The following is a 26,081-nucleotide window of genomic DNA, read 5'->3' on the forward strand; positions in this document are numbered from 1 at the left end:
GGTGTAGCGTCGCTTCGCATGACGGCACCCGAGACCGGCACCGAAACTGTCCAGGCCTTCACCGACCGGATGGTGTCGACGATCGACAACGCGAGCCTCACGCTGCTGCTGAGCCTGGGACATCAGACCGGGCTGCTGGAGACCATGGCGGCACTGCCGCCGTCCAGCAGCGCGGAGATTGCCGAAGCCGCTGGGCTCGACGAGCGCTATGTCCGAGAGTGGTTGGGCGGCATGACAACCGGCCGCGTGGTCGACTACGACGCCGAGAGTGGGACCTACACGTTGCCCGCCCAGCGCGCGGCGGTGCTGACCAGTGCGGCCGGGCCGAACAATCTCGCCCTGGTGGCCCAGTTCGTGCCGCTGCTGAGCGAGGTCGAGCAGAAGATCCTCGGTTGCTTCCGGGCGGGCGGCGGGCTGCCCTACAGCGAATATCCCCGCTTCCACACGTTGATGGCCCAGCAGAGTGGTGTGGTGTTCGACGCCGGGCTTGTCGATGTGGTGCTGCCGCTGGTGGACGGCCTGCCGGAACGTCTTCGGTCGGGGGCCGACGTCGCCGACTTCGGTTGCGGCAGTGGACATGCCGTGAACGTGATGGCTCAGGCGTTCCCGGCCAGCCGGTTCACCGGTATCGACTTCTCCGAGGAGGCGATCGCAGCCGGCCGCGACGAGGCCACCCGGCTCGGTCTGTCCAATGTGACCTTCGAAAGCCACGACCTGCCCACGCTGGACAAGGAGGCGGCCTACGACGTCATCGTGGTGTTCGACGCCATCCACGACCAAGCCCAACCGGCGCGCGTGCTGGAGAACATCCACCGCGCGTTGAGGCCGGGCGGCGTGTTTTTGATGGCAGATATCAAGGCATCGAGTCGGCTCGAGGACAACGTCGATGTACCGATGAGCACCTATCTCTACACGGTGTCCCTGATGCACTGCATGACGGTGTCGCTGGCCCACGGCGGCGCCGGGCTGGGAGCGGCCTGGGGGACGCAACTGGCCACCTCGATGCTGGCCGACGCCGGCTTCGGTGACGTGGTTGTCGCCGAAGTCGAGGCGGACCCGATCAACAACTACTACATCGCGCGCAAGTAGATGAGCGCGCTCGACGTCCTGGACGACTGGCCCGTCCCCCACGCCGCCGCCGCGGTCGTCGGCCCGGACGGAGTGCGGGCCACCCACGGTGACACCGCGGGTGTCTTCGCGCTGGCGTCGGTCACCAAGCCGATCGTCGCGCGGGCCGCGCAGATCGCCGTCGAGGAAGGCGTCGTCGAACTGGACACCGAGGCCGGCCCGCCCGGGTCCACCGTGCGTCACCTCCTCGCGCACGCCTCCGGACTGGCCATGCTTTCCGGTGACGTGCTGGCGCGGCCCGGGGCCCGCCGCATCTATTCGAACTACGGGTTCGCCGTGCTGGCCCAGACCATCGAGCAGGAGTCAGGGATTGAGTTCAGCCGCTACCTCACCGAGGCGGTGTGCGAGCCGCTGGGGATGACCTCGACGCGACTCGACGGCGGCGCCGACACCGCCGGCTACGGCGCGACCTCGACGGTCGACGACCTGGTCCGGTTCGCAGGTGACCTGCTGCGCCCGGCGACGGTTTCGGCGCGGATGCACGCCGACGCGACCACCGTGCAGTTCCCGGGTCTCGACGGGGTGCTGCCGGGATACGGGTCCCAGCGGCCCAACGACTGGGGGCTGGGATTCGAGCTGCGGGACTCGAAGTCACCGCACTGGACGGGCGCGGGCAACTCGGTGCGCACCTACGGTCATTTCGGCCAGTCAGGCGGGTTCATCTGGGTGGATCCCGATGCGGACCTGGCGCTGGTGGTGCTCACCGACCGCGACTTCGGGGAGTGGGCGCTGAAGCCCTGGCCGGCGCTTTCGGACGCGGTTTTAGCTGCGTACGCCGGAAAGGAAAATGCACACTAGCGCAACACAGGTATCACAAGGCACAATAGACACGCAGGACACAAGAAAATATATCGCGCAGTATCTGCTTGATCGGGTTCACCAGGTCGTTGGGGAAGACGTCCCTCGTGGAACCGAAGGAGCAAGAAGATGCGTGCGTCGAATCAGTTCGCCGACGTGACGGCTGGTGTGGTGTATGTCCACGCCTCGCCAGCGGCGGTGTGCCCGCATGTCGAGTGGGCGTTGTCGTCGACCTTGCAAGCCAAGGCGAATTTGGTGTGGACTCCGCAGCCCGCCATGCCCGGGCAGTTGCGCGCGGTCACCAACTGGGTCGGCCCGGTCGGTACCGGGGCCCGCTTGGCGAACGCGTTGCGATCGTGGTCGGTGCTGCGGTTCGAAGTGACCGAGGATCCCAGCCCCGGCGTCGACGGGCACCGGTTCAGCCACACCCCGCAGCTGGGGTTGTGGAGCGGGCCGATGAGCGCCAACGGCGACATCATGGTGGGCGAGATGCGGTTGCGCACGCTGATGGCCCAGGGCGCCGACACCCTTGCCGCCGAGATGGATTCGGTGCTGGGCACCGCCTGGGATGAGGCCCTCGAGCCGTATCGCGACGGCGGCGACGCCGGCGAGGTCACCTGGCTGAGCCGCGGAGTGGGCTAACCTCCGTCCCGCGAGGTCCCGCGAGCAGACGCAAAATCGCCCTTGGAGCGCACGCTCCAGGGCGATTTTGCGTCTGCTCGGCGGGGCTAGGTGACCGGCCCGGAAATGGGCTTGGCCGACACCGGCATATCGACATTGCCCTGACACGTGCCGCTGGCGATGTCGGTGTGGAAGACGCCGGTGAGAATGCCGTATTGCCCTGGGGTGTAGACCGTTATCGACTTCGCGGGGTCGTACTCGATGGTGCCGTCGGGCAGCAGGCAGTCCCATTTCCACGTCATCTCGCGCACCCACTGTGACCCGTTCCAGGTGAATTCGATTGTGCGAGGCATCGATTCGTTCTTCGGCGCGGGAGGGTTGTCGACCGTGGCGACGCAGACACCCGCGGCGCAGTTCGAGGTGAACGAGACGGTGGAACGGTGCGCGAACTCCGGTTGACCGGCCGCCACGCTGGTACCGGACTTAGCATTGGCGCCCAGCACGACGAGGTATTCGCCGTTCCAGGAGGCGACTTCACCCGCATGGGCCGCCGGAGCCGCGCACAGCGGCACAGCGGCCACCACCACCGCCCACGCTGCCTTGCCCAAAGCTGACATGCTGAACATGTCGCATCGCGTGACCGGTTTGTTACACCTTGTGGGCCGGCCGCAGCACCTGCAGCGCGGCCGGTACCGCCGAGATCTCGGCCGGCAGCGGGCAGGCGTAGTCGCCGTCGGCGTACACGTTGATTCCGGGGCATTCGACTTCGACGGTCTTGGCCCGTGCGGTGGTGACCTCGTCGAGTCCGACGTGCGTGCCCTTCAATGCGGTTGGGAAGAAGCGGATGAGCTTCGTCCGCGACTCCGATCTCACCATGGTGAGGTCGAGCAGGCCGTCCGACCGATCGGCGTTGGGACAGATCAGCATTCCGCCGCCGTAGCTGCGGGTGTTGCCGAAGGCGGTCATCGTCAGGTCGGTTTCGATCACCTGCTGCCCGTCGAGCACCAGCCGGAACGGCAGCAGCCGCAACTGCGACAGTTCGGCGAGCATCGCGATGTAGTACCGCATCCGCCCGTGCGGCCAGGTCATCCGGTTGGCCCGGTCGGTCACCAACGAGTCGAATCCCGTTGCCGCCACGGTGCCGAACCACTTGTTGACGCCGTGCTGGTCCTTGATGCGGCCCAGGTCAATGGTTTCCGTCCAGCCGTCCACCACGACATCCGCGGCGGCCTCCGGATCCTTGGTGGGAATCCCGAATTCGCGCGCATGGTCGTTTCCGGTGCCGGCCGGGATGACGCCCAGCGGCACATCGGTCTGGGCCAGCACCTGCAGGGCGTTTGAGATGACGCCGTCGCCGCCAGTGACGACGACGGCGTCGGTGCCCTTCTCCAATGCCGCGGCGACCAGAAAGCGGGCGTCCTCGGCACCGTCGCCGATGATCTCGACCACCTCGATCCCGCGCTTGTGGAAACGGGCGATCGCACGTTGCGCCGCCTCGATCGCGGCGCCGTGCCCGGACAACGGATTTGTCAGCGCGGTCACCTTCGCGATCTCGCGCCGGCTCAGGACGGGGGACTGCTGCGTCACGGAATCAGCTTGCCGGGGTTGAGAATTCCGGCTGGATCCAGGGTGGCCTTCGCCGCACGCAACAGCTGCACACCGAGGTCGCCCACCTCCTGCCGCATCCAGGCCCGGTGGTCGGCGCCGACGGCGTGGTGGTGGGTGATGGTTCCGCCGGTAGCCATGATCGCGTCGCACGCGGCCTTCTTGGCGGCCCACCACTGCTCGAGCGGATTGCCGCGCTGCCCGGCCACGATGGTGAAGTACAGCGAGGCGCCGGTCGGGTAGACGTGCGACACGTGGCACATCACCAGCGCCGGGGTGCCCGACTCGGCGAGTGAACTGGTCAGCGCTTCGGTGACAGCGGCCTTGAGGGCGGGGATGTTGGACCAGTCGGTGGCGGTTTCCAGCGTCTCGCACAGCGCACCGGCGGCCAGCATCGAGTCGCGCAGGTAGGGTGCGCTGAACCGGCCGTGTTCCCAGGTCCTGGCCGGACCTTCGCCGAGCGAGGTGCCCCCGCTGGCTTCCAGTAGCGCGCGGGTTTCCGCGTGCCGGCTCTCGGCGTGCTCCTTGGTGCCCTCGAACAGCGTCAGGCCCAAACATCCTCCGGTGTTCTGGTTTTCGCCGATCGTCTCGTGGGTGGCGAGGTTGACCCCGGTCTCCGCCTCATCGGACAGCCGCACGACGGTGGGTCCGGTGCCGGTCTGGGTGATGGCCCGCAGGGCCGCGACTCCGGTCGCGAAATCCGGGAACGACCACGCCTCGTAACGGGTGGTCTCCGGGACCGGGTGCACCCGCAGTCGCACCTTGGTGATGACCCCCAGCGTGCCTTCCGAACCGATCGCCAGCTGGCGCAGATCCGGGCCGGCCGCCGAGGCTGCCACCCGGCCCAGGTCCCAGATGCCGACCGGGGTGACCATGCGCAGTCCCACGATCATGTCGTTGAACCGGCCGTAGCCGGCCGAGTCCTGTCCGGACGAACGAGTCGCCGCGAAGCCACCGATGGTGGCGTACTCGAAGCTCTGCGGGAAGTGCCCCAGGGAGAAGCCCTGTTCGCCCAGGAGGCGTTCTGCATCCGGACCGGTGACGCCGCCACCCAATTCGGCGATCCCGGACACCTTGTCCAGCGAGTGCAGTTCGTCGAAGCGGCGCAGATCCAGCGAGATCACCGCGGAGAACTGGCCGCGGGTGGGGTCCAGTCCGCCGGTGACGTTGGTGCCGCCGCCGAACGGGACGACCGCGATGCCGTGGTCGGAGCAGTAGCGCAGGATTTCCAGAACGGTGTCGTCATCGGCGGGCAGCAGCACCGCGTCGGGCGCGTCCTGGACGCCGCGGTCTTTGCGGCGCAGCATGTCGGGGGTGGACTTGCCGCCGGCGCGCAGCAACCGGTCCCGGTCGGCGGTGCGCAAGAATTCGCCGCCGACGATCTTGGCGAGCCCGTCCTGGTCGGCCTGGGACAGGGCGCACGGGCGCAGCTTCACCTCGTCGGGCTGCAGCTCGGCTTCATCCGAATCTGCAAGGCCCACAACCTGCTTCAGCAAGCCGCGGATCCCGTCGGAGAGTGGCTTGGCCGCGGCGGGATCCCCCCACGCGTTCCATTTCATTGGCGGAAGGAGTTCCTCGAGGTGCGTCATGCGTTACAGTATTACACATGGTGTCAATGAGTAATGACCCAAATTTGGATACCGGGGACCGAATATTAGCTGCCGCGGCGAGCTGCGTGGTCGATTTCGGCGCGGATCGGGTGACGCTCGCCGAGATCGCCCGCCGGGCGGGGGTGAGCCGCCCGACGGTCTACCGCCGATGGCCGGACACCCAGTCGATCATGTCCACGCTGCTGACCGATCACATCGCCAACGTGATGCGCGAGGTGCCGTTCGAAGGCAACGACCGGGAGGCGTTGGTCAAGCAGGTGGTGGCGGTCGCCGACCGGTTGCGCCGGGATGAGCTGATCATGTCGGTCATGCACTCAGAGTTGGCGCGGGTCTACATCACCGAGCGCCTCGGTGTCAGCCAGCAGTTCCTGATCGAGGGACTGGCACAGCGGCTCGCGGAAGCGCAACGTGCGGGCAGCGTCCGGCCGGGTGACCCCCGGCAGTTCGCGACCATGATCCTGCTGATCGCCCAGTCCACCATTCAATCCGCCGACATCGTCAAGCCGATCCTCGACGACGAGGCCCTGGCCACCCAACTCTCCTACACACTGAACGGATACCTGTCCTGATGGATAACCTGAGCGCTCTCAACGCTGCCCGTCGTACCGCGGACCTCACCGCACTGGCCGATGGCGCCGAGGTCGACGTCGTCGTTATCGGTGGCGGCATCACCGGCGTCGGCATCGCCCTGGACGCCGCGTCCCGGGGCCTGCGCACGGTGCTGGTGGAAAAGCACGACCTGGCGTTCGGCACCAGCCGCTGGAGCTCCAAACTGGTGCACGGCGGGCTCCGTTATCTGGCCAGCGGCAACATCGGCATCGCCCGGCGCAGCGCCGTCGAGCGCGGAATCCTGATGTCGCGCAACGCCCCTCACCTTGTTCATGCCATGCCGCAACTGGTTCCGCTGCTGCCGGCGATGAACCATGTGAACCGCGCCCTGGTGCGGGTCGGTTTTCTGGCCGGTGACGCGCTGCGGGTGCTGGCGGGAACGTCGTCGTCGACGCTGCCCCGGTCGCGGCGGATCTCCGCGCAACGGGTGGCGGAGTTGGCGCCGACCGTCCAGCGTGACGGCCTGGCGGGCGGGCTGCTCAACTACGACGGGCAGTTGATCGACGACGCCCGGCTGGTGGCGGCGGTGGCGCGTACCGCCGCCCAGCACGGCGCCCGGATCCTCACCTACGTGACCGCCTCCGATGCCACCGCCACCTCGGTGCGGCTGACCGACCAGCGGACCGGGGAGTCGTTCGAGGTGAAGTCCGGCGCGGTGATCAACGCCGCGGGCGTGTGGGGTGGTGACATCGACCCGGCATTGAAGTTACGGCCAAGCCGGGGAACGCATCTGGTGTTCGACGCGGCGGCGTTCGGCAATCCGACTGCGGCGCTTACCATTCCGATCCCCGGCGAAGTGAACAGGTTCGTGTTCGCGATGCCCGAGCAGCTCGGCCGGATCTACCTCGGGCTGACCGACGAGGACGCGCCCGGTCCGATTCCCGATGTGCCGGAGCCGTCTTCGGCGGAGATCGCATTCCTGCTCGACACGGTCAACACGGCGCTGGGGACCACCGTTTCTTCCGCGGATGTGATCGGCTCCTACGCCGGGCTGCGGCCGCTGATCGACACCGGCGAAGGGCGCACCGCCGACGTCTCGCGTGATCACGCCATCTTCGAGTCGCCGACCGGGGTGATCAGCGTGGTGGGGGGCAAGCTCACCGAATACCGTTACATGGCAGAGGATGTGCTCAACCGGGCGGTCAAGGTCCGCCAGCTGCGGGCCGGGGAGTGCCGGACCCGTAACCTCCCGCTGATCGGGGCCGCGGCCAATCCCGGCCCCGCCGCGGGCCCGGGTAACGTACCGGCCTCCATGGTGGCGCGGTACGGCGCCGAGGCGGCGAACGTCGTCGCGGTGGCCACGTGTGAGCGGCCCACCGATCCGGTCGCCGACGGGATCGACGTGACCCGCGCGGAGTTCGAGTACGCGGTAACCCACGAGGGTGCACTGGAAGTCGGTGACATCCTCGACCGGCGCACCCGCATCGGGCTGGTGCCGCGGGACCGCGACAAGGTGGTCGCCGTGGCTGAGGAGTTCCTGGGAGCCTTGCGCTGACTCTCGCGACATCCGTGCGCGAGTTGTAGTTTCGTAACGGTGACGGGGGAGGGCCCTCGGGTATTGATCGTCGGAGCCGGGGTGGGTGGCCTGGCGACGTCGGCGTTGCTTGTCCAGCACGGCGTGCGCTCGCTGCTGATCGACCGGCGCCGTGAGACGTTCATCTACCCCAAGGCGCGCAATCTGAGCTTTCGGAGCCTGGAAATCCTGCGCGGGCTCGGTCTGGGCGACGAGGTACACGCGGTGGCCGGTCGGGTGTCGACCATGGTGGTCAAGCCGACGCTGGCCAGCACGGACCCAGGGCGCCCGGCGATCGACATGGACGCAATCTTCGGCGGGCTGGACGCGGTGAGTCCCGAACCTGCCGCACAGTACTGTCCGCAGAGCGAGTCCGAGCCGATGTTGTTGCGAGCGACGCGACGTCGCGGCAGCGAGGTCCGGTACGGTACGGAGCTCGCTTCGTTTCAGGCGGACGGCCACGGTGTCACCGCCGTTCTGGCGCAACGCGATTCGGGTAGCACGCAGACTTTGCGAGCCGAGTATCTGATCGCCGCCGACGGCGTACACAGCCCGATCCGCAAGGCGTTGTCGATCCCGGCTTCCGGGTACGGGGCGCTGCCGATCTTCGTCGTCTTCATCTACTTTCGGGCCGCCTGGCGCACCTTCGCGCCCTACGTCGACACCGGCGATGCCGTGCAGATCAGCAACCCGGCCGCGCCGGGAATCTTCCTCGCGATCGACGAGGACCGCGGCATGTTCATCATGACTTACTTTCCCGCCAAAGGCGAAACAGCCCAACAATTCACACCTGACCGGTGCGCCGAGCTGGTGACCGCGGCGATCGGCGAGCAGGTCGAGGTGCAGATCGTCGAGATCGCGTCGTGGCAGCCCTACGAGCAGGTGGCCGACCAGTTCCGTTGTGGGCGAGTGCTGTTGGTCGGCGATAGCGCGCACACGATGCCGCCGTTCAAGGCCGGGGGAGCCAACACCGCCATTCAGAGTGCGCACAACCTGGCCTGGAAGCTGGCTGCGGTGCTGCACGGACGTGCCGGACCGGCGCTGCTGGACACTTACCACCGCGAGCGGCACCCGGTCGGCCGGTTCGCGGCCCATCAGTCGCTGAGCGGACCGACGCTGGCCGCGCTCGAATTGGGCGACGAGCGGCCGCAATTGGCGCCCGACCAAGAGTGCTCGATGTTCGAGCTGTTGATCGGCTACCGGTACCGGTCGGCTGCGGTGCTGGCCGACGACCCGGACTCCGGCAACGTCCAGTTGGTACCGAAATTGCGGGGGCAACCGGGCACGCGTGTCCCCCATGTGTGGCTGCACCGCAACGGTCGGCGGGTTTCCACACTCGACTTGTTGGGTCCCCGGTTCACGGTGCTCTCGGCCGACGAGCGGTGGCGTGCCGCGGCGGCCGGTCTCGATGTCGCCATGCACCGCATCGATGAGCCGGAGTGGTTACACGTCAATGGTCTAGGCGCGACGGGAGCGCTGCTGGTGCGCCCCGACGATTTCGTGGGATGGCGGACAGAGGAGCTGCCGCCCGACCCCGCTGCAGCACTGCAACAGGCGCTCGGAAGGATCCTGGCGCTGAGGTGAGGGGGTGAGCAGACGCAAAGTCGCACGTTCCCGAAGGGAAACGTGCGACTTTGCGACTGCTCGCGGGGGAAAGTGTTACAGCGGGATGTTCTTGTGGCGGCCGCGGCGTGCCGGCGCCTGAGCCAGCGCCTCGGTGAGCTTGCTGCGGGTGTGCGAGGGGTCGATCTTCTCGTCCACCACGCCGATGTCGATGGCGCTGTCCACCCCACCGGCGATGCGCTCGTGCTCGGCGGCCAACTCGTCGTGCAGTGCCTCGCGCTCGTGGTCCGGGGCGGCGGCCAGCTTGCGCTTGTGCAGGATGCCGACGGCAGCCTTTGCGCCCATGACCGCAACCTCGGCGTCCGGCCAGGCGAACACCTTCGTTGCGTTGAGCGAACGTGAGTTCATCGCAATGTAGGCCCCGCCGTAGATCTTTCGCGTCACCAGGGTGACCCGCGGAACCGTGGCCTCACCGAAGGCGTGCAGCAGCTTGGCGCCGCGTCGCACCACACCGCCCCACTCCTGGTCGACACCTGGCAGGTAACCCGGCACGTCGACGATGACCACCAGCGGAATGCCGAACGCGTCGCACAGGCGCACGAAACGCGCTGCCTTCTCCGCACTTTCGGAGTTCAGGCAGCCGCCCAGCCGCAGCGGGTTGTTGGCCAGCACGCCGACCGTACGACCCGACAGACGGCCCAGGCCAACCACCATCGACGGCGCCCACTTGGCCTGGAACTCCTCGAAAGGAGCTTCTGCGTCGAGCACCGCGGTGACGATCGGGTGCACGTCGTAGGCCCGTCGCGACGACTCCGGCAGCAGCGCCCGGATGTCGGTGTCGCCGGCCTCGGCCTTGCTGCGGTCGAAATGTCCCTGCTGGCAGAACAATCCGACCAGCCGGCGACCGCGCTCGTAGGCGTCCAGCTCATCGTCGGCGACGATGTGGCACACCCCGGACTTCTTGTGGTGGGTTTCGGGCCCACCCAGGGAAGCCATGTCGACGTCCTCGCCGGTGACGCTACGAACCACGTCGGGCCCGGTGACGAAGACCCGGCTTTCCGGCGCCATCACGATGACGTCGGTCAGGGCCGGCCCGTAGGCGGCGCCGCCGGCGGCGAAGCCGACGACCACCGAGATCTGCGGGATGTAGCCGGACGCCCGGATCATGGCCTCGAAGGTGAGACCCACCGCGTGCAGCGCCTTGACGCCTTCGGCGAGCCGGGCACCACCGGAGTGCCAGATGCCCACGATCGGGCACTGCTCCTCGATGGCGGTGTCGTAGGCGTTGACGATGTGCGCACAACCCTCGACGCCCATGGCGCCACCCATCACGGTGCCGTCGGTGCAGAACGCCACTGTCCGTACGCCATTGACGGTCCCGGCCGCGGCCAGCACGCCCGAGCGGTCCCGCTCGTGCAGCAGCTCGATGCTGCCGTCGTCGAGGAAGTTGCTCAGACGCAACAGCGGATCGCGGGGGTCGAGCGACTCGCCAACCGCCTCGGGGGCCATGATTGTCATCGCAGATCTCCTAGTTCGCCTGTGGTGCTCTGGGTTTATCCCGTGATCCTTGGAGCTTTCTAGTAACGCCCGAAAGCGATCGCCACGTTGTGACCGCCGAACCCGAACGAGTTGTTGATCGCGTACTCGTAATTCCCGGATCGGGGCTTGCCGGCCACTACGTCCAGGTCGATCTCGGGGTCGAGGTTGACCAGGTTCAGTGTCGGCGGGATGACCTGATCCCGCAATGCGAGCACGGTCAGGATCGACTCGACCGCGCCGACCGCACCCACCGAGTGCCCCAGCGCACCCTTCGGCGCGAACACCGCCGGGTGGTTGCTGCCGAGCGCGTTGTTGATCGCCCTGCCCTCGGCCACGTCGCCGACCTGAGTGCCGGTGGCGTGAGCGTTGACGTGGCTGATGTCGCTCGGCTGCAGGCCGGCGAGCTGGATTGCCCGCGTGATCGCGTGCCCGGCCCGGATTCCGTTGGGGTCGGGCGCCACCATGTGGAAGCCGTCCGAGGTGATGCTCGCGCCCATGATGCGGGCCAGGATGTTGGCACCCCGGGCCTTGGCGTGCTCCTCGGTCTCGATCACCATCAACGCGGCGGCCTCACCGAACACGAAACCGTCCCGGTCCTTGTCGAACGGGCGGCAGGCGCCCTGCGGGTCATCGTTGTTGGTGGACATCACGATTCGCATGTTGGCGAAACCGGCGATCGGCACCGCCTCGATCTTGGTCTCCACACCACCGCAGATCGCGATGTCGGCCTCACCCAGCGCAACCTGCTGCCAGGCACGGGCAATGCCCTCGGCCCCCGACGCACACGCCGAGATCGGGGTCATCACCCCGGCCTTGGCGTGGCGTTCCAGGCCCACCGCCGCTGCCGCGCCGTTGGGCATGTACTTCTGCACGGTCAGCGGGGAGATCGCACGGAAACCGCGCACCCGCATCTCGTCGTACCCGAAGACCAGCTCTTCGGCCGAACCCAGCCCGGTGCCGATGGAGACCATCAGCCGGTTGGTGTCGACCTCCGGCGAGCCGGCGTTCTCCCACACCCGACGTCCCAGGATGGTGGACATCCGCTGCAGGTAACCCGTGCGGCGCAACTCGATTCGCGTCAGTTGACTGTCGAACTCCTCGAGCAGGTGCCCGCCGATCTTCACCGGCAGGTCGAACTCCTCGACGAAATCGTCCTCGAGAACCCGAATGCCACTTTGCCCGTCGAGCAGACACTTCCACGTGTTCTCGGCGTCGGTTGCCAATGCGGTCGTCATGGCAATGCCGGTAACGACAATATTCGGGAAGGCTTTCCCGGTAACCAGCTCTGTCATGGCTTGTGCCACGTTCCTTCCGTACTTAACAGCGCCACTCAGTAGCGTCCAAAAGCGAGCGCCACGTTGTGGCCGCCGAACCCGAACGAGTTGTTGATCGCGTAGCGGTACTCGCCGTAGCGAGGCTCACCGGCGACCACGTCCAAATCGATCTCTGGGTCCGGGGTCTCATAGTTCAACGTCGGTGGTATGACTCCGTCCCGAAGGGTCAGCACCGTGAGCGCCGATTCGAGCGCGCCAACGGCGCCGATCGAGTGCCCGAGCGCCGATTTCGGCGCATAGACGGCGGCGTTTTCGCATCCGGCGACCCGGATCGCGTTGGCCTCGGCAGTGTCACCGATAGGTGTCGCGGTGCCGTGCGCGTTGACATGGTCGATGTCGCTGGGGGACAAGCCCGCCAACTCCATCGCCCGTCGCATTGCCCCGCCGGCACGAGTGCCGTCGGCGGCAGGGGCGACCATGTGGAAGGCGTCCGACGTGATGCCGGCGCCCATCAGGCGGGCCAGCGGCTTGGCGCCACGTGCCTTGGCATGCTCCTCGGTCTCGATGATCATCATCGCTCCGGCCTCGCCGAACACGAACCCGTCCCGGTCCTTGTCGAACGGCCGCGACGCCCGCTCGGGCTCGTCGTTGCGCGTGGACATGGCCCGCATCATCGAGAACGCCGCGATCGGCAGCGCTTCGATAGGTCCTTCGACGCCGCCGCACACCGCGAAGTCAGCGTCACCCATGACGATCTGACGCCACGCGTGGGCGATGGCCTCCGAGCCCGACGAACAGGCCGACACCGGCGTGATCACGCCGGCGCGGGCACCGAGTTGCAGGCCGACCACCGCGGCGGCGCCGTTGGGCATGATCATCTGAACGGCGAGCGGCGACACCTTGCGGGGGCCGCCCTCGTTCATCAGGTCATAGCTCTCGACGATCCGCTCGGCGCCACCCAGACCGGTGCCCACCACGACGCTGAAGCGATCGGGATCGACCTCAGGGCTGCCGGCGGACTCCCACAACTGGCCGCTCAGCCACTTGGCGAGCCGCTGGACATACGACATGCGTCGCATGTCCAGTCGGCCCATGTGGATGTCGACCGGTTCCTTGAGGTGTCCGCCGATCTTGGCCGGCAGGTCCCACTTGGAGACGAAGTCGTCTTCGAGAACGTGGATGCCGCTTTCGCCGGCCAACAAGCCCTTCCACGTGCTCTCGATGTCCGGCGCGAGGCATGTCGTCGCCGCGACGGCGGTTACCACAACGCTGGGGTAACCGCCATTAGCAGTGGAAGGCTTGGTCACTTGCTGTCCGCTTCCAGCCTCGCCTTGACGTTGGCAGCAGCCTCGGGGTTGTCCGTCTCCAGCTTGGCGCGCAGCGCCTCGGCAGCCTCGGGGTTCTCTTCCTCGAGCTTCTGGATGTAGGCGACGACGTCACCGACGGTGCGCAGGCCGGCGAGGTCCTCGTCCGGGATCTTCACGCCGTACTTGTCCTCGGTCTGCACGGCGATCTCCACCATCGACAGCGAGTCGATGTCCAGGTCGTCGACGAACGACTTCTCCGGGGTGACCTCCGACGGCTCGATACCGGTGACCTCTTCGATGATCTCGGCGATACCGGCGATGATTTCTTCCTGACTGACGGCCACAGTTAGTTCCCTTCGTAATGTGTTGTGTGTAAACCGATTTGACGTACTTGGTTTTCTGGGGCGAAGCGGGCGGTTAGAGATTCGCCAGCTCGTCCAGATCTGCGGGTGACTTGACGGCTCGCGTCGGAACCCCCCGAAGTTCGCGTTTGGCGATGCCGGTGAGGGTGCCCGCGGGCGGGAACTCCACGATCGCCGAGACATTCTGCTCACGGATGTAAGCCGTGCACAGATCCCAGCGCACCGGCCGGGTCAGCTGAGAAACCAGGGTCTGCATCGCCGCGGCGGCAGAACTCACCGGCTTTCCGTCGTAGTTGGACAGCAGCGTGGCCGTGGGCTCGGCGGTCGCGATGCCGGCCGCGGCCGCGGCGTAGCCGTCCAGGGCCGGCGCCATGAACTCGGTGTGGAACGCTCCGGCCACACCCAGCGCGCGGACGCGGGCCTTGGCGGGCGGGTCCTCGGCAAGCTTCTCCAGCGCGGTCAGCCGTCCGGCGGCGACGATCTGGCCGGCGGCGTTGCGGTTGGCAGGGACGAGGTCGAGTTGCTCGAGCCGGGTCAGCACCTCCGACTCGTCGCCGCCGAGCACGGCCGACATGCCGGTGGGCTCGGCGGCACACGCCTTGGCCATCTCGGCGCCGCGGGTGGCGGCCAGCATGACGGCGTCATCGGCGGCCAGCACACCGGCGATCGCGTAGGCCGCGATCTCGCCGACGGAGTGGCCCGCGACGATGAAATCCTGACCGGACAGCAGCCCGCGCCGGATCAGCTCCTGGTGGGCCAGCAGGGTGGCCGCAACGATCAGGGGCTGGGCGATGGCGGTGTCGGTGATCTCCTCGGTCGACGCCGTGGTGCCCAGGCGCGCCAGGTCCAGGCCGCTGGCCGTCGACCATGCCGAGATCTGGTCCGCTGCGCCTGGCAGTTCCAGCCATGGCGACAGCATTCCCTCAGTTTGAGAGCCCTGTCCGGGCGCAAGCAAAGCGATCACGTGTCTAAGAGAACACTGTGAAGACGGTTTTGCGGGGTGTAACAGATTATGAACCTGGTCTTAGGTTTTTGTATACCTCCTACAAAATAGCTCCGTAAGCTACGTGTTTGAGATACACCCGCTACCTGTCATCTAAATCACTATCGGCCGGAAACGGCTCCGGAACCCCCTCTGACCGGCGACGGAAGCTGTGGCACCGCGTTGTTGGCGGCGCTGGGACTCTGCGTCGGGTAGTTCAACTGGCCCACCGTCGCCGCCACCCGCAGGACGTACGCGTCCCTTGGCTGGGTGGGATCACGCCCGGTGAAATCGGTGATCCGCTTCAACCGGTAGCGCACGGTGTTTGGATGAACGAACAACTTCCTGGCACAAGCCTCAATAGCGCCGCCCGAATCTAAGAAAGCGTCCAGGGTTTCGACGAGCGTCGGCCCGGCGTCGGCCAGCGGCCGCATGACGTCGGTGTGCAGCGCCACGATTGCCGACGCGTCACCCATCAGGGCCCGTTCCGGAAGCAGTTCCCGGGCCAGTACCGGACGCGGGGCCCCGCGCCAGCCGGCCACCGCGTTCATCCCCGAGATGGCCTCGCTGGCGCTGTGATAGGCGGCGGTGAGCATGGGTGCCGTCGGCCCGATCACCACCGGTTCGTCGGCGAAGGCCACCAGGACGTCCTTGAGGAACTTGTCGGTGAGCGACAGCTGACCGGAGACGATGGCGACCAGCCAGGTGCCGTGCACGTCGGTGAGGGCCGCCCGGCCGTGTCGGGTGGCGATGTCGCGGAGATCCTGGCTGGCGCGCTCACTTCCGGCCTCGCCGTCGGCGCGTCCGGGTGCCGGGGTTCCCACGATGACGGTGGCCGGCGCGGTGGTGTCCCAGTTCAGCGCCGCCGCCCGGGAGAGCAGTTCCGGGCCGGTGTCACCGCGGACCACCGCGTCGACGACGCTGGCCTCCATCCGGCTGTCCCAGGTGCCCCGCGCCTCGGCGGCGTCGGCGTAGGCGGTGGCGGCGGTGAACGCGAGGTCGCGGCTGTACTTGAGGATGCCGACGGTCAGCGCGGTCAGCTGCTCTTCGGTGCGGGCCAGCAGCGGCACCACTTCCTCGAAGAACTCCATGGTGACCCGCACCATGTCCACGGTGTGGCGCAGCGCGATGCGCCGGGTGAGGTCCTGAGGCACCAGTTCAAAGGCCTGCGCGGTGTAGCTGACGTCGCTGTGCGGGTCCTGCATCCACTCGACGAAGTGGACCACGGCCGTCTGGACCACCAGGGCCACGCTGGCGCGCTGGGAGGCTTCCAGGTCGGCGAAGAAGGGCAGCCGCTCCTGCATGGCCGAGACCGCTTCGGTGGCCAGCCGACCCGAATACTGCTTCAACCTGCGGAGCAGGGAGTCCGGCACGGTGTCCAGCAGCTCCAGCGGCGACCGGGGACGCCCGAGCTGCTGCGCCAGGTTGTTGTCGCTCACTCCTAAAAGCTACGCCCTTTTTCTGTCGAAGTCCGCTAAAGGGGCTTGTGGGGCGCCGGCGCGCTCGTCGGCCGAGCGTGACGCCAGCTTCACGCTCGGTGCCGAATGTGAAGCCAGCTTCACGCTCGGCGGGAGGAGCGACGGCCTACGCCACGCCGGGGTCGGACGTCTGCTCGGGCGCGGCCTGCACGTCGTCGATCTTGTACTGACGGGCGGCGGTGGCGGCCACCGACGGGTCGATCTCGCCGTCGCGAGCCAGCGCCGCGAGCACCGCGACCACCGTTGATTCGGCGTCGGTGTTGAAGTAGCGCCGGGCGGCAGGCCGGGTGTCGGAGAAGCCGAACCCGTCGGTACCCAACGTCACGAACGTGCCGGGTACCCACGGCCGGATCTGCTCAGGTACCGCGCGCATCCAATCCGACACAGCCACCACCGGGCCGCGCGTGTCCTTCAGCGCCTTCGTCACGTAGGCCTCGCCCGCCGGCTTGTCGGGGTGACGCAGCCGCTGCTTCTCGATCTCCACGCCGTCGCGGTTGAGCTCGCCCCAGCTGGTCACCGACCACACGTCGGCGGCCACGTCCCACTCCTCGGCGAGCATCTCGGCCGCCTTCAGCGCCGAGGGCATCGCGACCCCGGACACCAGGATCTGGGCCGTGCTGGATCGCTTGTCCTTGGCCGCGCGATAGCGGTAGATGCCGCGTAACAGGCCTTCGGGGTCGAAATTCTCCGGTTCCGGCGGCTGCGGGTAGGGCTCGTTGTAGAGGGTGATGTAGAAGTAGACGTTCTCCGGGTCCTTGCCGAACATCCGCGCCAGACCGCTCTCCACGATGTAGGCGATCTCGAAGGCGAACGCCGGGTCGTAGGACACCACGGCCGGATTGGTGGCCGCCAACAGCAGCGAATGCCCGTCGGCGTGCTGCAGGCCCTCGCCGACCAGCGTGGTGCGTCCCGCGGTGGCGCCCAGCACGAAGCCGCGGGCCATCTGGTCGGCCGCGGCCCACAGGCTGTCGCCGGTGCGCTGGAAGCCGAACATCGAATAGAAGATGTAGAGCGGGATCATCGGCTCGTCGTGGGTGGCGTACGAGGTGCCGACCGCGGTGAACGACCCCACCGAGCCGGCTTCGTTGATGCCCTCGTGCAGGATCTGCCCGACTTCGCTTTCCTTATACGCCAACATCAGTTCGGCGTCCACAGCGGTGTAGAGCTGGCCGTTGCGGTTGTAGATCTTCAGCGACGGGAACCAGGAGTCCATCCCGAAGGTGCGGGCCTCGTCCGGGATGATCGGGACGATGCGGTGGCCGATTTCTTTGTCCCGCAACAGTTCCTTGAAGGTGCGCACCAGCGCCATGGTGGTGGCGACTTCCTGGTTGCCCGACCCCTTCTTCAGCGCCTTGTACACATCGCGGCTGGGCAGCTTGAGCGCCTTGGCCTTGGTGCGGCGTTCGGGGACGAATCCGCCCAGGGTGCGCCGGCGGTCCAGCAGGTAGCGGATCTCCGGGGCGTCCGGGCCCGGGTGGTAGTACGGCGGCAGGTAGGGGTCTTCCTCGAGTTGCGCGTCGGTGATGGGAATCCGCATGGCGTCGCGGAAGTGCTTGAGGTCTTCGGCGGCAAGCTTTTTCATCTGGTGGGTGGCGTTGCGGCCCTGGAAGTGGGCGCCCAGCGAATAGCCCTTGATGGTCTTGGCCAGGATGACCGTGGGCTGGCCCTTGTGCGCGACGGCGGCATGGTAGGCGGCGTAGACCTTGCGGTAGTCGTGACCGCCGCGCTTGAGGTTCCAGATTTCGGAGTCGCTCATCTTCTCGACGAGCGCCTTGGTGCGCGGGTCGCGGCCGAAGAAGTGGTCGCGCACGTAGGCGCCGTCGTTGGCCTTGTACGTCTGGAAATCACCGTCGGGCGTGGTGTTCATCAGGTTCACCAGCGCGCCGTCGCGGTCGGCGTGCAGCAGTGCATCCCACTCGCGGCCCCACACGACCTTGATGACGTTCCAGCCGGCCCCGCGGAAGAACGACTCCAGCTCCTGAATGATCTTGCCGTTGCCGCGCACCGGGCCGTCCAGGCGCTGCAGGTTGCAGTTGATGACGAAGGTCAGGTTGTCCAGTGCTTCGTTGGCGGCCACCTGGATCAGTCCGCGGCTTTCCGGCTCGTCCATCTCGCCGTCGCCCAGAAAGGCCCACACGTGCTGATCGGAGGTGTCCTTGATGCCGCGGTCATGCAGGTAGTGGTTGAACCGGGCCTGGTAGATGGCGTTCATCGGGCCCAGCCCCATCGACACCGTGGGGAATTCCCAGAAGTCGCGCATCAGGCGTGGGTGCGGGTAGGACGGCAGGCCGCCGCCGGCGTGGCTGTGCTCCTGGCGGAAGCCGTCCATCCGGTCGCTGCTCAGCCGGCCCTCGAGGAAGGCGCGGGCATAGATGCCGGGGGAGGCGTGCCCCTGAATGAACACCTGGTCGCCGCCGCCGGGGTGCGATTTGCCGCGGAAGAAGTGGTTGAAGCCGACCTCATAGAGCGCCGCCGAGGACGCATACGTCGAGATGTGGCCGCCGACGCCGACGCCGGGGCGTTGGGCGCGGTGCACCATGATGGCCGCGTTCCACCTGATCCAGGTGCGAAAGCGCCGCTCCACGTCCTCGTCGCCGGGAAACCACGGTTCCAGTTCGGTGGGGATGGTGTTGACGTAATCGGTCGACGTCAGCGCGGGGATCGAGACCCGCTGCTCGCTGGCCCGCTCCAGCATGCGCAGCATCAGATAACGCGCCCGCGCGGGCCCCGAGCGCGCCAGCAGGTCGTCGAACGACTCCAGCCACTCGGAGGTTTCCTCCGGATCGATGTCGGGCAGATACGACGCGACACCCTCCCGGATCACCCGAACGCGATCGGGTTCGCTTGTGCTGCTTGAGGTTTTGGCCAGATCGTTGCGGGCGAACTCGGTGGTCAACTTCCGCTCCTGTAGTCGGCATGGGTGATGCTCGAGGGATCGTCCCTCTATCGTGCCGCACCGGCGTCTCCGGCGGGTACCCGTGTTCCACTCGCGGATGCCACACCGAAGTCGGTGCTAGTGGGGCAGATGGGATCGGCACCCGGTAACGTCAGATCCCGTGCTCATCGGATGGCGTGCCGTCCCGCGCAGGAGCGTGGGGGCGTTCCCCAGGCGAGGCGCCCTGGCTCTCGGGTCCATCGCTGTCGTGGCGATCGGCATTGTCGGCTGTACCAAGGTGACAGAAGGGTCCGGAGCGCCGGACACCAACGTCGCCCCCGCGTACCGGTCCTCGGTGTCCGCATCGGTGTCGGCGTCGTCGGTGACGTCCAGCGTTCGGGAATCCCAGCGCATCGCGTCGGTGACCACTCGGGCGATCCGCACCTCGTGCGACACCCTCGCCACCACCAGCAAGGAAGCCATCGACAAGGTCAACGCCTTCGTCGCGGCCTTCAACGGCGGCAAGAACACCGGACCCGCCGAAGGTCCGGCCATCGACGCGCTCAACGCCAGCGCGTCGGCGGTGGAGAACAGCTACAGCGACGCGCTGCCGGGCCAGATGCGCGACGCGATGAACACCTACAACGACGCTGCCCGGCAGGTTGCGAACGCGATCGGCACCCACGCGTCCACCGGTGAGTTCAACAGGCGGGTCGACCGGCTCAACGACGCCAAGACCAAGGCGTTGAAAATGTGCGTGGGTTAGCCGTATGAAGCTAGTAGTGCCTGTGCGACGATTACGTTCGTCGCTCTCGGTTGTCTTGCGTTCGGTTGTTTAGGAGGTTCCACGGTGGTCGCGGCGGATCACGCTCGCAAACTGGGCATCCAACGGGACCAGGTCGTCCAGGAATGGGGCTGGGACGAAGACACCGACGACGACATCCGCGCTGATGTCGAGGATGCCTGCGGCAGCGAATTACTTGACGAGGACACCGACGAGGTCGTTGACGTCGTCCTGATGTGGTACCGCGACGGTGACGGCGACCTGGTGGACCTGCTGATGGACGCGATCAGCCCGCTCGCCGAGGACGGCGTCATCTGGGTGCTGACGCCCAAGACGGGCCGGCCAGGTCACGTCCTGCCCGCCGACATCGCGGAGGCGGCCCCCACCGCGGGCCTGATGCCGACCTCATCGGTCAACCTGGGCAACTGGGCGGCCAGCCGGTTGGTGCAGCCGAAGTCGCGGGCCGGTAAGCGCTGATGCTCGACGTCGGAGCCACTGCCCCCGACTTCACGCTGCGCGACCAGAACCAGCAGCCCGTCACGCTCAGCAGCTATCGCGGCCACAAGAACGTGCTGTTGGTGTTCTTCCCGCTGGCGTTCACCGGGATCTGCCAGGGCGAGCTCGACCAGCTGCGGGACAACCTGCCGGAGTTCGAGAACGACGACAGTGCGGTGTTGACCATCTCGGTAGGGCCGCCGCCGTCGCACAAGATCTGGGCGGTGCAGAGCGGTTTCCTGTTCCCGGTGCTGTCGGACTTCTGGCCGCACGGGGAGGTCAGCCAGGCCTACGGGGTGTTCAACGAGGTGGCCGGCATCTCCAACCGTGGCACCTTCGTGGTCGACAAGGAGGGGTTCATCCGGTTCGCCGAGATGAAGCAGCCGGGCGAGGCGCGGGATCGTGCGGTGTGGACCCAGGCGCTGGAGGCGTTGCGCGTTTAATTTTGGGTGGTTGGGCTTTCGGCGTGTAGCCTGCGCCGGGGCACAAGGGCGCGTAGCTCAGTGGTAGAGCTCTGGTTTTACACACCAGCGGTCGGCGGTTCGATACCGTCCGCGCCCACTTTTCCAATGGCGAGCAGACGCAAAGTCACCCATTTCGTGCCGAAATGAGGTGACTTTGCGTCTGCTCGCGCAGGGTTAGCGGGCGTCGTCCCCCGATCTACCCCGCCGAGACCGGCATCCGGTTCGTCAACGACCGCACCAGCCACGGCATGTTCGTGAGCTCCGAGAATGTGTATTCGTTCTGAGCGCAGGGGTCTTGGGCTACCAAGGACCACACAGTTACGGGTCGAAATACCCTGATGTACGCGCCACCCCCGACGAGATGATTGACGTCGCATAAGCAATGCCATTACCGCACGTAGCGGTCAATCAAGCCGGTAGCTGTCGCCGGGTCTGGCAAAGAAGACTGTGCTTTGAGGGGCGAGCTTGGGAGGGTCGTGGTGGAGAACGGGGCGGATGCCCCCCGCCGGTGGTGGCGGCGCAAGGCCGTTTTGATCCCGGCCGTCGTGCTGACCGTCGCCATCATCGCTGCCGTCACCAGGCTGATCATCAGCACCACGGAGCCTTCGTCCGATGCGCAGTCAGTGCTGGCGTTCACCGGCCTCAAACACCCCGCCGGGGTGGCGGTGGACGGCGCGGGCACGGTTTACGTCACCGACCGGGACAACCGACGGGTGGTGAAGTTGGCGGCCGGATCTCGCGCCCAGATCGTGCTGCCCTTCACCGAGCTCAAACACCCCGCCGCGGTGGCGGTGGACGGCGCGGGCACCGTGTACGTCACCGATACCGACAACGACAGCGGTCGGGTGGTGAAGTTGGCAGCGGGAGACAGTTCCCAGACCGTGCTGCCGTTCACCGATCTCGAAGACCCCACCGGGGTGGTGGTGGACGGCGCGGGCACCGTATACGTCGTCGACAGGCTTCGGGATCAGGCCCTGACGCTGGCGGCCGGATCCAGCACGCAGACCCGATTGCGGTTCCATGGCCTCAGCGACCCCGCCGGGGTGGCGGTGGACGGCGCGGGCACCTTGTACGTCGCCGACCACTATCACGGTCGGGTGCTGAAGCTGGCGGCCGGATCCAGCAACCAGACCGCGCTGCCTTTCACCGGCCTCGAATACCCCTCCGGGGTGGCGGTCGACAGCGCGGGCACCGTGTACGTCATCGACAGCCTGCACAATCAGGTCCTGACGCTGCCGCCCGGGTCCAGCACGCAGACCCGGTTGCGGTTCCATGGCCTCGACGACCCGGCCGGGGTGGCGGTGGACGGCGCGGGCACCGTGTACGTCGCCGACGCCCGCAACGACCGGGTGGTGAAGCTGCCGAAGGGATCACGATGAGGTTTGGCGCGTTCAGTCATAACGATGAGCGGTGCCGAACCCCTATCGACGTTCGATCACCGACACCGTGGCATCGCTGTTGTTAGCGACATAGACGGTGTGGGTGGCCGGATCCACTGCCACGCCGTCCGGCCACCCCCCAACGGGAATGGTCGTGGTGACCGTGTGCGTCGATTCGTCGATCACCGACACCTTGTCGTCCACGCTGTTGGTCACGTAGACGGTGTGGGTGCCCGGGTCCACCGCCACGCCGTTGGGGTACCTGCCGGCGCCGAACTCGGTGGTGACGGTGTGCGTCGATCCGTTGATCACGGACACCGAGCTGGCCCTCGTGTTGGTGACATAGACGTTGTGCGTACCCGGATCCACTGCCACCGGGTTGAACTGGGTCTCGTTCCAGCCGCCGACGGGCACGGTAGCGGTGACCGTGCGCGTCGACCCGTCGATCACCGACACCGTGTTGTCATAGCTGTTGGTGACGAAGACCGTGTGGGTGCCGGGATCGACCGCCACCCCGTTCGGGCGGCGGCCGACTTTCACCGTGCCGGTGACGGCATTCGTGTTCCCGTCGATCACTGACACCGTGACGTCGTGATAGTTGGCGACGTAGACGGTGTGGGTGGCCGGATCCACTGCCACGGCGACCGGATTCTTGCCGGCATCGACGGTGGCGGTGACGGCATTCGTGTTCCCGTCGATTACCGATACCGTGCCGTCGTGAAGGTTGGCGACGTAGACGGTGCGGGTGTTCGGATCTACCGCCACACTGGTCGGATAATCGCCGACGAACACGGTGGCGGTGACGGTGCGCGTCTTCCCGTCGATCACCGACACCGTGTTGTCCTTCGTGTTGGTGACGTAGACGGTGCGGGTGCCCGGATCCACTGCCACCGCGTACGGGCCGTTGTCGACCTGCACGGTGGGCGGTATGACGGGCTTTGTCGCCTGGGTCCGGTAATAGAGCAGAGCGAACAGCCCCACGACCGCGACCACGCCCGCCACCGCCAGAATGCGCACGAGCGGGCGTCTTCTGTTTCGGTCGGGTTGCTGACTGGCTTGTGGTCGTTGCGGGGGAGGCTCGTGCGCCGGCAATTGGGCTTCAGCCTTCATCCGCGTGGTGGAGACGAAGAAGTGAATCAACGGCGCGGCGAACACCGGCAGGAGCAGCAGCCCGGGCGGGCCCAAATCGATGTGGAAAGGCGATCGCAGCGCGATTGAGATCGCTACCGCGCAGGAAAGCACTCCCAACGGAATCAGATAAATGATTACGAACAGCAAAGTGGTGATTTTCCAGCTCTTCGCTGAACGCCGCAGGCCCGCCGCTTCGCTCAGCCAGCGCATCGCGACACAGAACACCACCGTGGCGATCATCTCCGCGGCATCCACCAACGAGAAGAACAGCGCAATTGCCGCAGGAGTGTCATAAATGAAATGCGCGTGGACCGCATCCGCAAGCGAAAAAACCGCCGTGATTTTTGCGAATCTCAGGGCAGATCGGTATCGGTCGTGGACCCGAATTCTGGCCAATCGGGATATTCCCCGCAGGATAATCAACACCCCGACCGCATCGTTGGCGAAATCAAACTTCCATCCGACACCATTCACCGTCTGGCTGTAGGTGAGGTCAACGAGACAGATCAGGGCACCCCAGAAAATCCAGCGCAGTGCCGAAATCGCCGACTTGATGTCGGTTACGGGTGTAGCTGCAATGGTGGTGTCGATCAGCCTGGGTGCCATGTCATTCCAGCCGAAGGCAGTCCGGGAGTTGCCGATCGTCGTCCGGCCTCTTGCCGTTTGACGTAGTCGATGGCGAGCACCAGGCCCAGCACCAGGATCTCGTAGCGGGGATCCGGCACCTCAACCCTGTACGTGTCACGGACAGACCATCGCTTGTCGATTCGCCCGATGACGGCACCACCTCGCCGGATTTCAAAATTCATGCCCCACACATTGCCCACGACTTCGACGCCGTAAGCATCGATGCTGTACTTGGGCTTGAAAAAGCTGAACTTTTTCTGAATGGTCGCCACCTGCACGCCGCCTATTTCCAGAGAAAAGCGCGGCATCAACGAAATAATAGTGTGAGTCACCCTGGCCAGGTCGTGACCCTGCGCGTCGTAGATGCGAAATTCCTTTGGGATTTTGAAAAAACTACCTTTAACCTGATAGCGAGGGTATCCGGCCTCGTCCGCCACCCAGAATTCGCCACGCACCGAAAATATCTTCTCGTTAATAATGAGATTACTCAAAATAACACTCCGACTTCGTCGTGGCGCCAATAGTTTTCGACGGGTCGGGCGCCATCGGCTGGATTAGCAGCGGTCGCCAACGGTCCGATCCTCACTAGTCAGTCTCAGGAGTCGAAAACTGCTCTGGCTAGTGTCTTTCGACCCTCGTATTCGGGACTCTCTCCTCCCGGCGCAAGAACCTTGGCTTCGCGAGGGACGTGAGCCGGCTTGACCTGCGGTCAGCTCGTACCTGATTCGCCCCGGCTCCAACGGGCGTGGGCTGGGGATCTGATCAACGGATGCCTCGGGGCATGTTCACGCTCATCGGCGGCGGCCGTAATGTCCGGATGACGCGATATGTCTCGAAGGAGCCCGATGACCACACGCCACGATCACGGTGACGCTGGTGCCGCCCTTGAACAGCAGACTTTTCGTGCCGACTGCTCGCCGCAGAACTGGGACGCGCTGAGCGTCTGGCTGGGTGGTCGCGGGATGGTGCTCGAAGCCGATGAGCCGCGCCAGTTCGCGAACGGTCTGGCGAATCTGAATTACCTGATCTCGGTCGACGGCCGGCCCGTGGTGCTACGCCGGCCACCGGGGGGACAGTTGGCCGAGGGGGCCAGCGACATGGCACGCGAATTCCGGGTGCTGGGCCGACTGCACGCGCATTACCCCCGCGCCCCGCGCGCGGTGGCCTTCTGCGAGGACCCCTCGGTACTGGGCAGCCCCTTCCAGCTGATCGAATACCGGCCCGGCACAGTCGTGTCGGACACCATTCCCGAGCAACTCGCCGCCATCCCGACCGCCCGGCTCGCCGACGAATTCGTGTCGGCCCTGGCGGACCTGCACTCGATAGACCTCGACGCGCATCCCGAGCTCGCCGAGCTCGGGCGGCCCGGCGGATTCATCGCACGACAGATTGCCGGCTGGAATCGGCGCGCGCACAACGCTTTCGACGGATCACCGCCGTCGACGGTCGAGCACATCGTGTCCTGGCTGAGTGCCACCGCACCCGACCCGTCAACGAAACCGGCCGTGCTGCACAACGATTTCAAGTTCGACAACGTGATCTTCGATGCCACCGGCGCGGCCACCGCCGTGATCGACTGGGACATGTCGACGCTGGGGGATCCACTCTTTGATCTGGGCGTCACGTTGTCCTACTGGGCGCAGGCCGACGACGCGGACGTCATTCGCGAACTCGGATTGTCCCCGTCCCTGCAGCCGGGTTTCCCGGACCGAAAAGAGCTCGCGGCCAAGTACTTTGCCGCGGCTGGACGCAAAGCGGTGCCGGTGGGTTTCTATCTGGCGCTGGGGCGGCTGCGGCTCGCCATCGCCTGGCAACAGTTGTACGTGCTGCATCAACGCGGGGCGCTCGTCGGCCCCAAGTACGCCGCGTTCAACCGCATCGCGACGGCGGTCCTGGTGGCCACCGCCGATTCCCTCTCGACAGAACACATCTGATCA

At 66.5% G+C, this 26,081-nt stretch carries 23 protein-coding genes and 1 tRNA gene; 12 read left to right on the forward strand and 12 right to left on the reverse strand.

What is annotated here, in order from left to right; all coding sequences use genetic code 11:
• The first annotated feature begins 18 nt into the window (after positions 1-18).
• The 3 genes from ACNQS7_RS31855 (at position 19) to ACNQS7_RS31865 (ending at position 2,568) form a co-directional block, all read left to right on the forward strand.
• Positions 19-1,089: a class I SAM-dependent methyltransferase gene (locus ACNQS7_RS31855; protein ID WP_418015704.1), complete on the forward strand. Its 1,071-nt coding sequence runs from the start codon at positions 19-21 to the stop codon at positions 1,087-1,089.
• Positions 1,090-1,926 carry a serine hydrolase domain-containing protein gene (locus tag ACNQS7_RS31860; protein ID WP_418015705.1) on the forward strand — a complete coding sequence of 279 codons (837 nt, stop codon included), beginning with the start codon at positions 1,090-1,092 and terminating at the stop codon, positions 1,924-1,926.
• Between the two features lie 129 nt (positions 1,927-2,055).
• Positions 2,056-2,568 (forward strand): DUF3145 domain-containing protein, encoded by a 513-nt coding sequence (locus ACNQS7_RS31865; protein WP_055577186.1) that lies wholly within the window; start codon positions 2,056-2,058, stop codon positions 2,566-2,568.
• An 86-nt stretch (positions 2,569-2,654) separates the two neighbouring features.
• On the opposite strand, the gene ACNQS7_RS31870 is transcribed toward ACNQS7_RS31865, so the two are convergent.
• Genes ACNQS7_RS31870 through ACNQS7_RS31880 form a run of 3 tightly spaced genes read right to left on the reverse strand, consistent with a single transcriptional unit; the run spans position 2,655 to position 5,711 of the window.
• Positions 2,655-3,164, reverse strand: a complete 510-nt coding sequence (locus ACNQS7_RS31870; RefSeq protein WP_418015706.1) for a hypothetical protein — start codon at positions 3,162-3,164, stop codon at positions 2,655-2,657.
• A gap of 31 nt (positions 3,165-3,195) precedes the next feature.
• Positions 3,196-4,113: a diacylglycerol kinase gene (locus ACNQS7_RS31875; protein WP_418016238.1), complete on the reverse strand. Its 918-nt coding sequence runs from the start codon at positions 4,111-4,113 to the stop codon at positions 3,196-3,198.
• Between the two features lie 17 nt (positions 4,114-4,130).
• Positions 4,131-5,711 carry an FAD-binding oxidoreductase gene (locus ACNQS7_RS31880; RefSeq protein ID WP_418016239.1) on the reverse strand — a complete coding sequence of 527 codons (1,581 nt, stop codon included), beginning with the start codon at positions 5,709-5,711 and terminating at the stop codon, positions 4,131-4,133.
• A 47-nt stretch (positions 5,712-5,758) separates the two neighbouring features.
• Here ACNQS7_RS31880 and ACNQS7_RS31885 point away from each other — a divergent pair, with 47 nt between their 5' ends.
• From ACNQS7_RS31885 to ACNQS7_RS31895, 3 genes are read left to right on the forward strand one after another with little or no spacing between them, the layout of a single operon-like run.
• Positions 5,759-6,331, forward strand: a complete 573-nt coding sequence (locus ACNQS7_RS31885) for a TetR/AcrR family transcriptional regulator (protein WP_418015707.1) — start codon at positions 5,759-5,761, stop codon at positions 6,329-6,331.
• Positions 6,331-7,866, forward strand: coding sequence for a glycerol-3-phosphate dehydrogenase/oxidase (locus tag ACNQS7_RS31890; RefSeq protein ID WP_418015708.1), 1,536 nt, complete (start codon positions 6,331-6,333; stop codon positions 7,864-7,866). The genes ACNQS7_RS31885 and ACNQS7_RS31890 overlap by 1 nt, the downstream gene beginning before the upstream one ends.
• A gap of 39 nt (positions 7,867-7,905) precedes the next feature.
• Positions 7,906-9,468, forward strand: coding sequence for an FAD-dependent monooxygenase (locus tag ACNQS7_RS31895; protein WP_418015709.1), 1,563 nt, complete (start codon positions 7,906-7,908; stop codon positions 9,466-9,468).
• A 75-nt stretch (positions 9,469-9,543) separates the two neighbouring features.
• Here ACNQS7_RS31895 and ACNQS7_RS31900 read toward each other — a convergent pair whose 3' ends face one another.
• The 7 genes from ACNQS7_RS31900 to aceE all read right to left on the reverse strand — a co-directional run bounded on the left by ACNQS7_RS31900 (position 9,544) and on the right by aceE (position 19,285).
• Positions 9,544-10,965, reverse strand: a complete 1,422-nt coding sequence (locus tag ACNQS7_RS31900) for an acyl-CoA carboxylase subunit beta (RefSeq protein ID WP_055577192.1) — start codon at positions 10,963-10,965, stop codon at positions 9,544-9,546.
• Positions 10,966-11,024: 59 nt separating this feature from the next.
• Complete coding sequence (kasB, locus tag ACNQS7_RS31905; protein ID WP_055577193.1) at positions 11,025-12,278, reverse strand: 3-oxoacyl-ACP synthase KasB; 1,254 nt, start codon at positions 12,276-12,278, stop codon at positions 11,025-11,027.
• 38 nt (positions 12,279-12,316) lie between these two features.
• Positions 12,317-13,567 (reverse strand): 3-oxoacyl-ACP synthase KasA, encoded by a 1,251-nt coding sequence (gene kasA, locus ACNQS7_RS31910; protein WP_055577194.1) that lies wholly within the window; start codon positions 13,565-13,567, stop codon positions 12,317-12,319.
• Entirely contained in the window at positions 13,564-13,911 is a 348-nt protein-coding gene (acpM, locus tag ACNQS7_RS31915; RefSeq protein ID WP_055577195.1) for a meromycolate extension acyl carrier protein AcpM, read from the reverse strand. Before acpM ends, kasA begins: the two co-directional genes overlap by 4 nt.
• Before the next feature lie 73 nt (positions 13,912-13,984).
• Complete coding sequence (locus ACNQS7_RS31920; RefSeq protein ID WP_418015710.1) at positions 13,985-14,893, reverse strand: ACP S-malonyltransferase; 909 nt, start codon at positions 14,891-14,893, stop codon at positions 13,985-13,987.
• 140 nt (positions 14,894-15,033) lie between these two features.
• Positions 15,034-16,350, reverse strand: a complete 1,317-nt coding sequence (locus ACNQS7_RS31925) for a PucR family transcriptional regulator (RefSeq protein ID WP_418015711.1) — start codon at positions 16,348-16,350, stop codon at positions 15,034-15,036.
• A 145-nt stretch (positions 16,351-16,495) separates the two neighbouring features.
• The gene (gene aceE / locus ACNQS7_RS31930) at positions 16,496-19,285 is read right to left on the reverse strand and encodes a pyruvate dehydrogenase (acetyl-transferring), homodimeric type (protein ID WP_418015712.1); all 2,790 of its coding nucleotides are present in this window, start codon (positions 19,283-19,285) and stop codon (positions 16,496-16,498) included.
• A 160-nt stretch (positions 19,286-19,445) separates the two neighbouring features.
• Here aceE and ACNQS7_RS31935 point away from each other — a divergent pair, with 160 nt between their 5' ends.
• The 5 genes from ACNQS7_RS31935 (at position 19,446) to ACNQS7_RS31955 (ending at position 22,386) form a co-directional block, all read left to right on the forward strand.
• Complete coding sequence (locus ACNQS7_RS31935; RefSeq protein WP_418015713.1) at positions 19,446-20,030, forward strand: hypothetical protein; 585 nt, start codon at positions 19,446-19,448, stop codon at positions 20,028-20,030.
• An 84-nt stretch (positions 20,031-20,114) separates the two neighbouring features.
• On the forward strand, positions 20,115-20,525 hold the full coding sequence (locus tag ACNQS7_RS31940; protein ID WP_055577200.1) for a DUF3052 domain-containing protein: 411 nt from the start codon (positions 20,115-20,117) through the stop codon (positions 20,523-20,525).
• On the forward strand, positions 20,525-20,986 hold the full coding sequence (locus ACNQS7_RS31945; RefSeq protein WP_418015714.1) for a peroxiredoxin: 462 nt from the start codon (positions 20,525-20,527) through the stop codon (positions 20,984-20,986). The genes ACNQS7_RS31940 and ACNQS7_RS31945 overlap by 1 nt, the downstream gene beginning before the upstream one ends.
• 46 nt (positions 20,987-21,032) lie before the next feature.
• Positions 21,033-21,104: transfer RNA gene (locus tag ACNQS7_RS31950), tRNA-Val, on the forward strand.
• A gap of 382 nt (positions 21,105-21,486) precedes the next feature.
• On the forward strand, positions 21,487-22,386 hold the full coding sequence (locus ACNQS7_RS31955) for an NHL repeat-containing protein (protein ID WP_418015715.1): 900 nt from the start codon (positions 21,487-21,489) through the stop codon (positions 22,384-22,386).
• Between the two features lie 42 nt (positions 22,387-22,428).
• On the opposite strand, the gene ACNQS7_RS31960 is transcribed toward ACNQS7_RS31955, so the two are convergent.
• Positions 22,429-24,123: a beta-propeller fold lactonase family protein gene (locus ACNQS7_RS31960; protein WP_418015716.1), complete on the reverse strand. Its 1,695-nt coding sequence runs from the start codon at positions 24,121-24,123 to the stop codon at positions 22,429-22,431.
• On the reverse strand, positions 24,108-24,635 hold the full coding sequence (locus ACNQS7_RS31965; RefSeq protein ID WP_418015717.1) for an LURP-one-related/scramblase family protein: 528 nt from the start codon (positions 24,633-24,635) through the stop codon (positions 24,108-24,110). The genes ACNQS7_RS31960 and ACNQS7_RS31965 overlap by 16 nt, the downstream gene beginning before the upstream one ends.
• Positions 24,636-24,989: 354 nt before the next feature.
• Between ACNQS7_RS31965 and ACNQS7_RS31970 the strand changes: the two genes are divergently transcribed.
• A complete protein-coding gene (locus ACNQS7_RS31970; RefSeq protein ID WP_418015718.1) occupies positions 24,990-26,078 on the forward strand; it encodes a phosphotransferase family protein in 1,089 nt (362 codons plus the stop codon).
• Positions 26,079-26,081 lie beyond the last annotated feature (3 nt).

The organism is Mycobacterium sp. 23, from assembly GCF_048287075.1.
Lineage (GTDB): Bacteria > Actinomycetota > Actinomycetes > Mycobacteriales > Mycobacteriaceae > Mycobacterium > Mycobacterium gordonae_B.

What these genes read in the sequence shown, in the direction of transcription:
- ACNQS7_RS31855 (WP_418015704.1), top strand. Translation starts at nt 19, where the DNA reads ATGACGGCACCCGAGACCGGCACCGAAACTGTCCAGGCCTTCACCGAC.
- ACNQS7_RS31860 (WP_418015705.1), top strand. Translation starts at nt 1,090, where the DNA reads ATGAGCGCGCTCGACGTCCTGGACGACTGGCCCGTCCCCCACGCCGCC.
- ACNQS7_RS31865 (WP_055577186.1), top strand. Translation starts at nt 2,056, where the DNA reads ATGCGTGCGTCGAATCAGTTCGCCGACGTGACGGCTGGTGTGGTGTAT.
- ACNQS7_RS31870 (WP_418015706.1), bottom strand. Translation starts at nt 3,164, where the DNA reads ATGTCAGCTTTGGGCAAGGCAGCGTGGGCGGTGGTGGTGGCCGCTGTG.
- ACNQS7_RS31880 (WP_418016239.1), bottom strand. Translation starts at nt 5,711, where the DNA reads ATGAAATGGAACGCGTGGGGGGATCCCGCCGCGGCCAAGCCACTCTCC.
- ACNQS7_RS31885 (WP_418015707.1), top strand. Translation starts at nt 5,759, where the DNA reads ATGGTGTCAATGAGTAATGACCCAAATTTGGATACCGGGGACCGAATA.
- ACNQS7_RS31890 (WP_418015708.1), top strand. Translation starts at nt 6,331, where the DNA reads ATGGATAACCTGAGCGCTCTCAACGCTGCCCGTCGTACCGCGGACCTC.
- ACNQS7_RS31900 (WP_055577192.1), bottom strand. Translation starts at nt 10,965, where the DNA reads ATGACAATCATGGCCCCCGAGGCGGTTGGCGAGTCGCTCGACCCCCGC.
- kasB (WP_055577193.1), bottom strand. Translation starts at nt 12,278, where the DNA reads ATGACAGAGCTGGTTACCGGGAAAGCCTTCCCGAATATTGTCGTTACC.
- ACNQS7_RS31945 (WP_418015714.1), top strand. Translation starts at nt 20,525, where the DNA reads ATGCTCGACGTCGGAGCCACTGCCCCCGACTTCACGCTGCGCGACCAG.
- ACNQS7_RS31960 (WP_418015716.1), bottom strand. Translation starts at nt 24,123, where the DNA reads ATGGCACCCAGGCTGATCGACACCACCATTGCAGCTACACCCGTAACC.
- ACNQS7_RS31970 (WP_418015718.1), top strand. Translation starts at nt 24,990, where the DNA reads ATGACCACACGCCACGATCACGGTGACGCTGGTGCCGCCCTTGAACAG.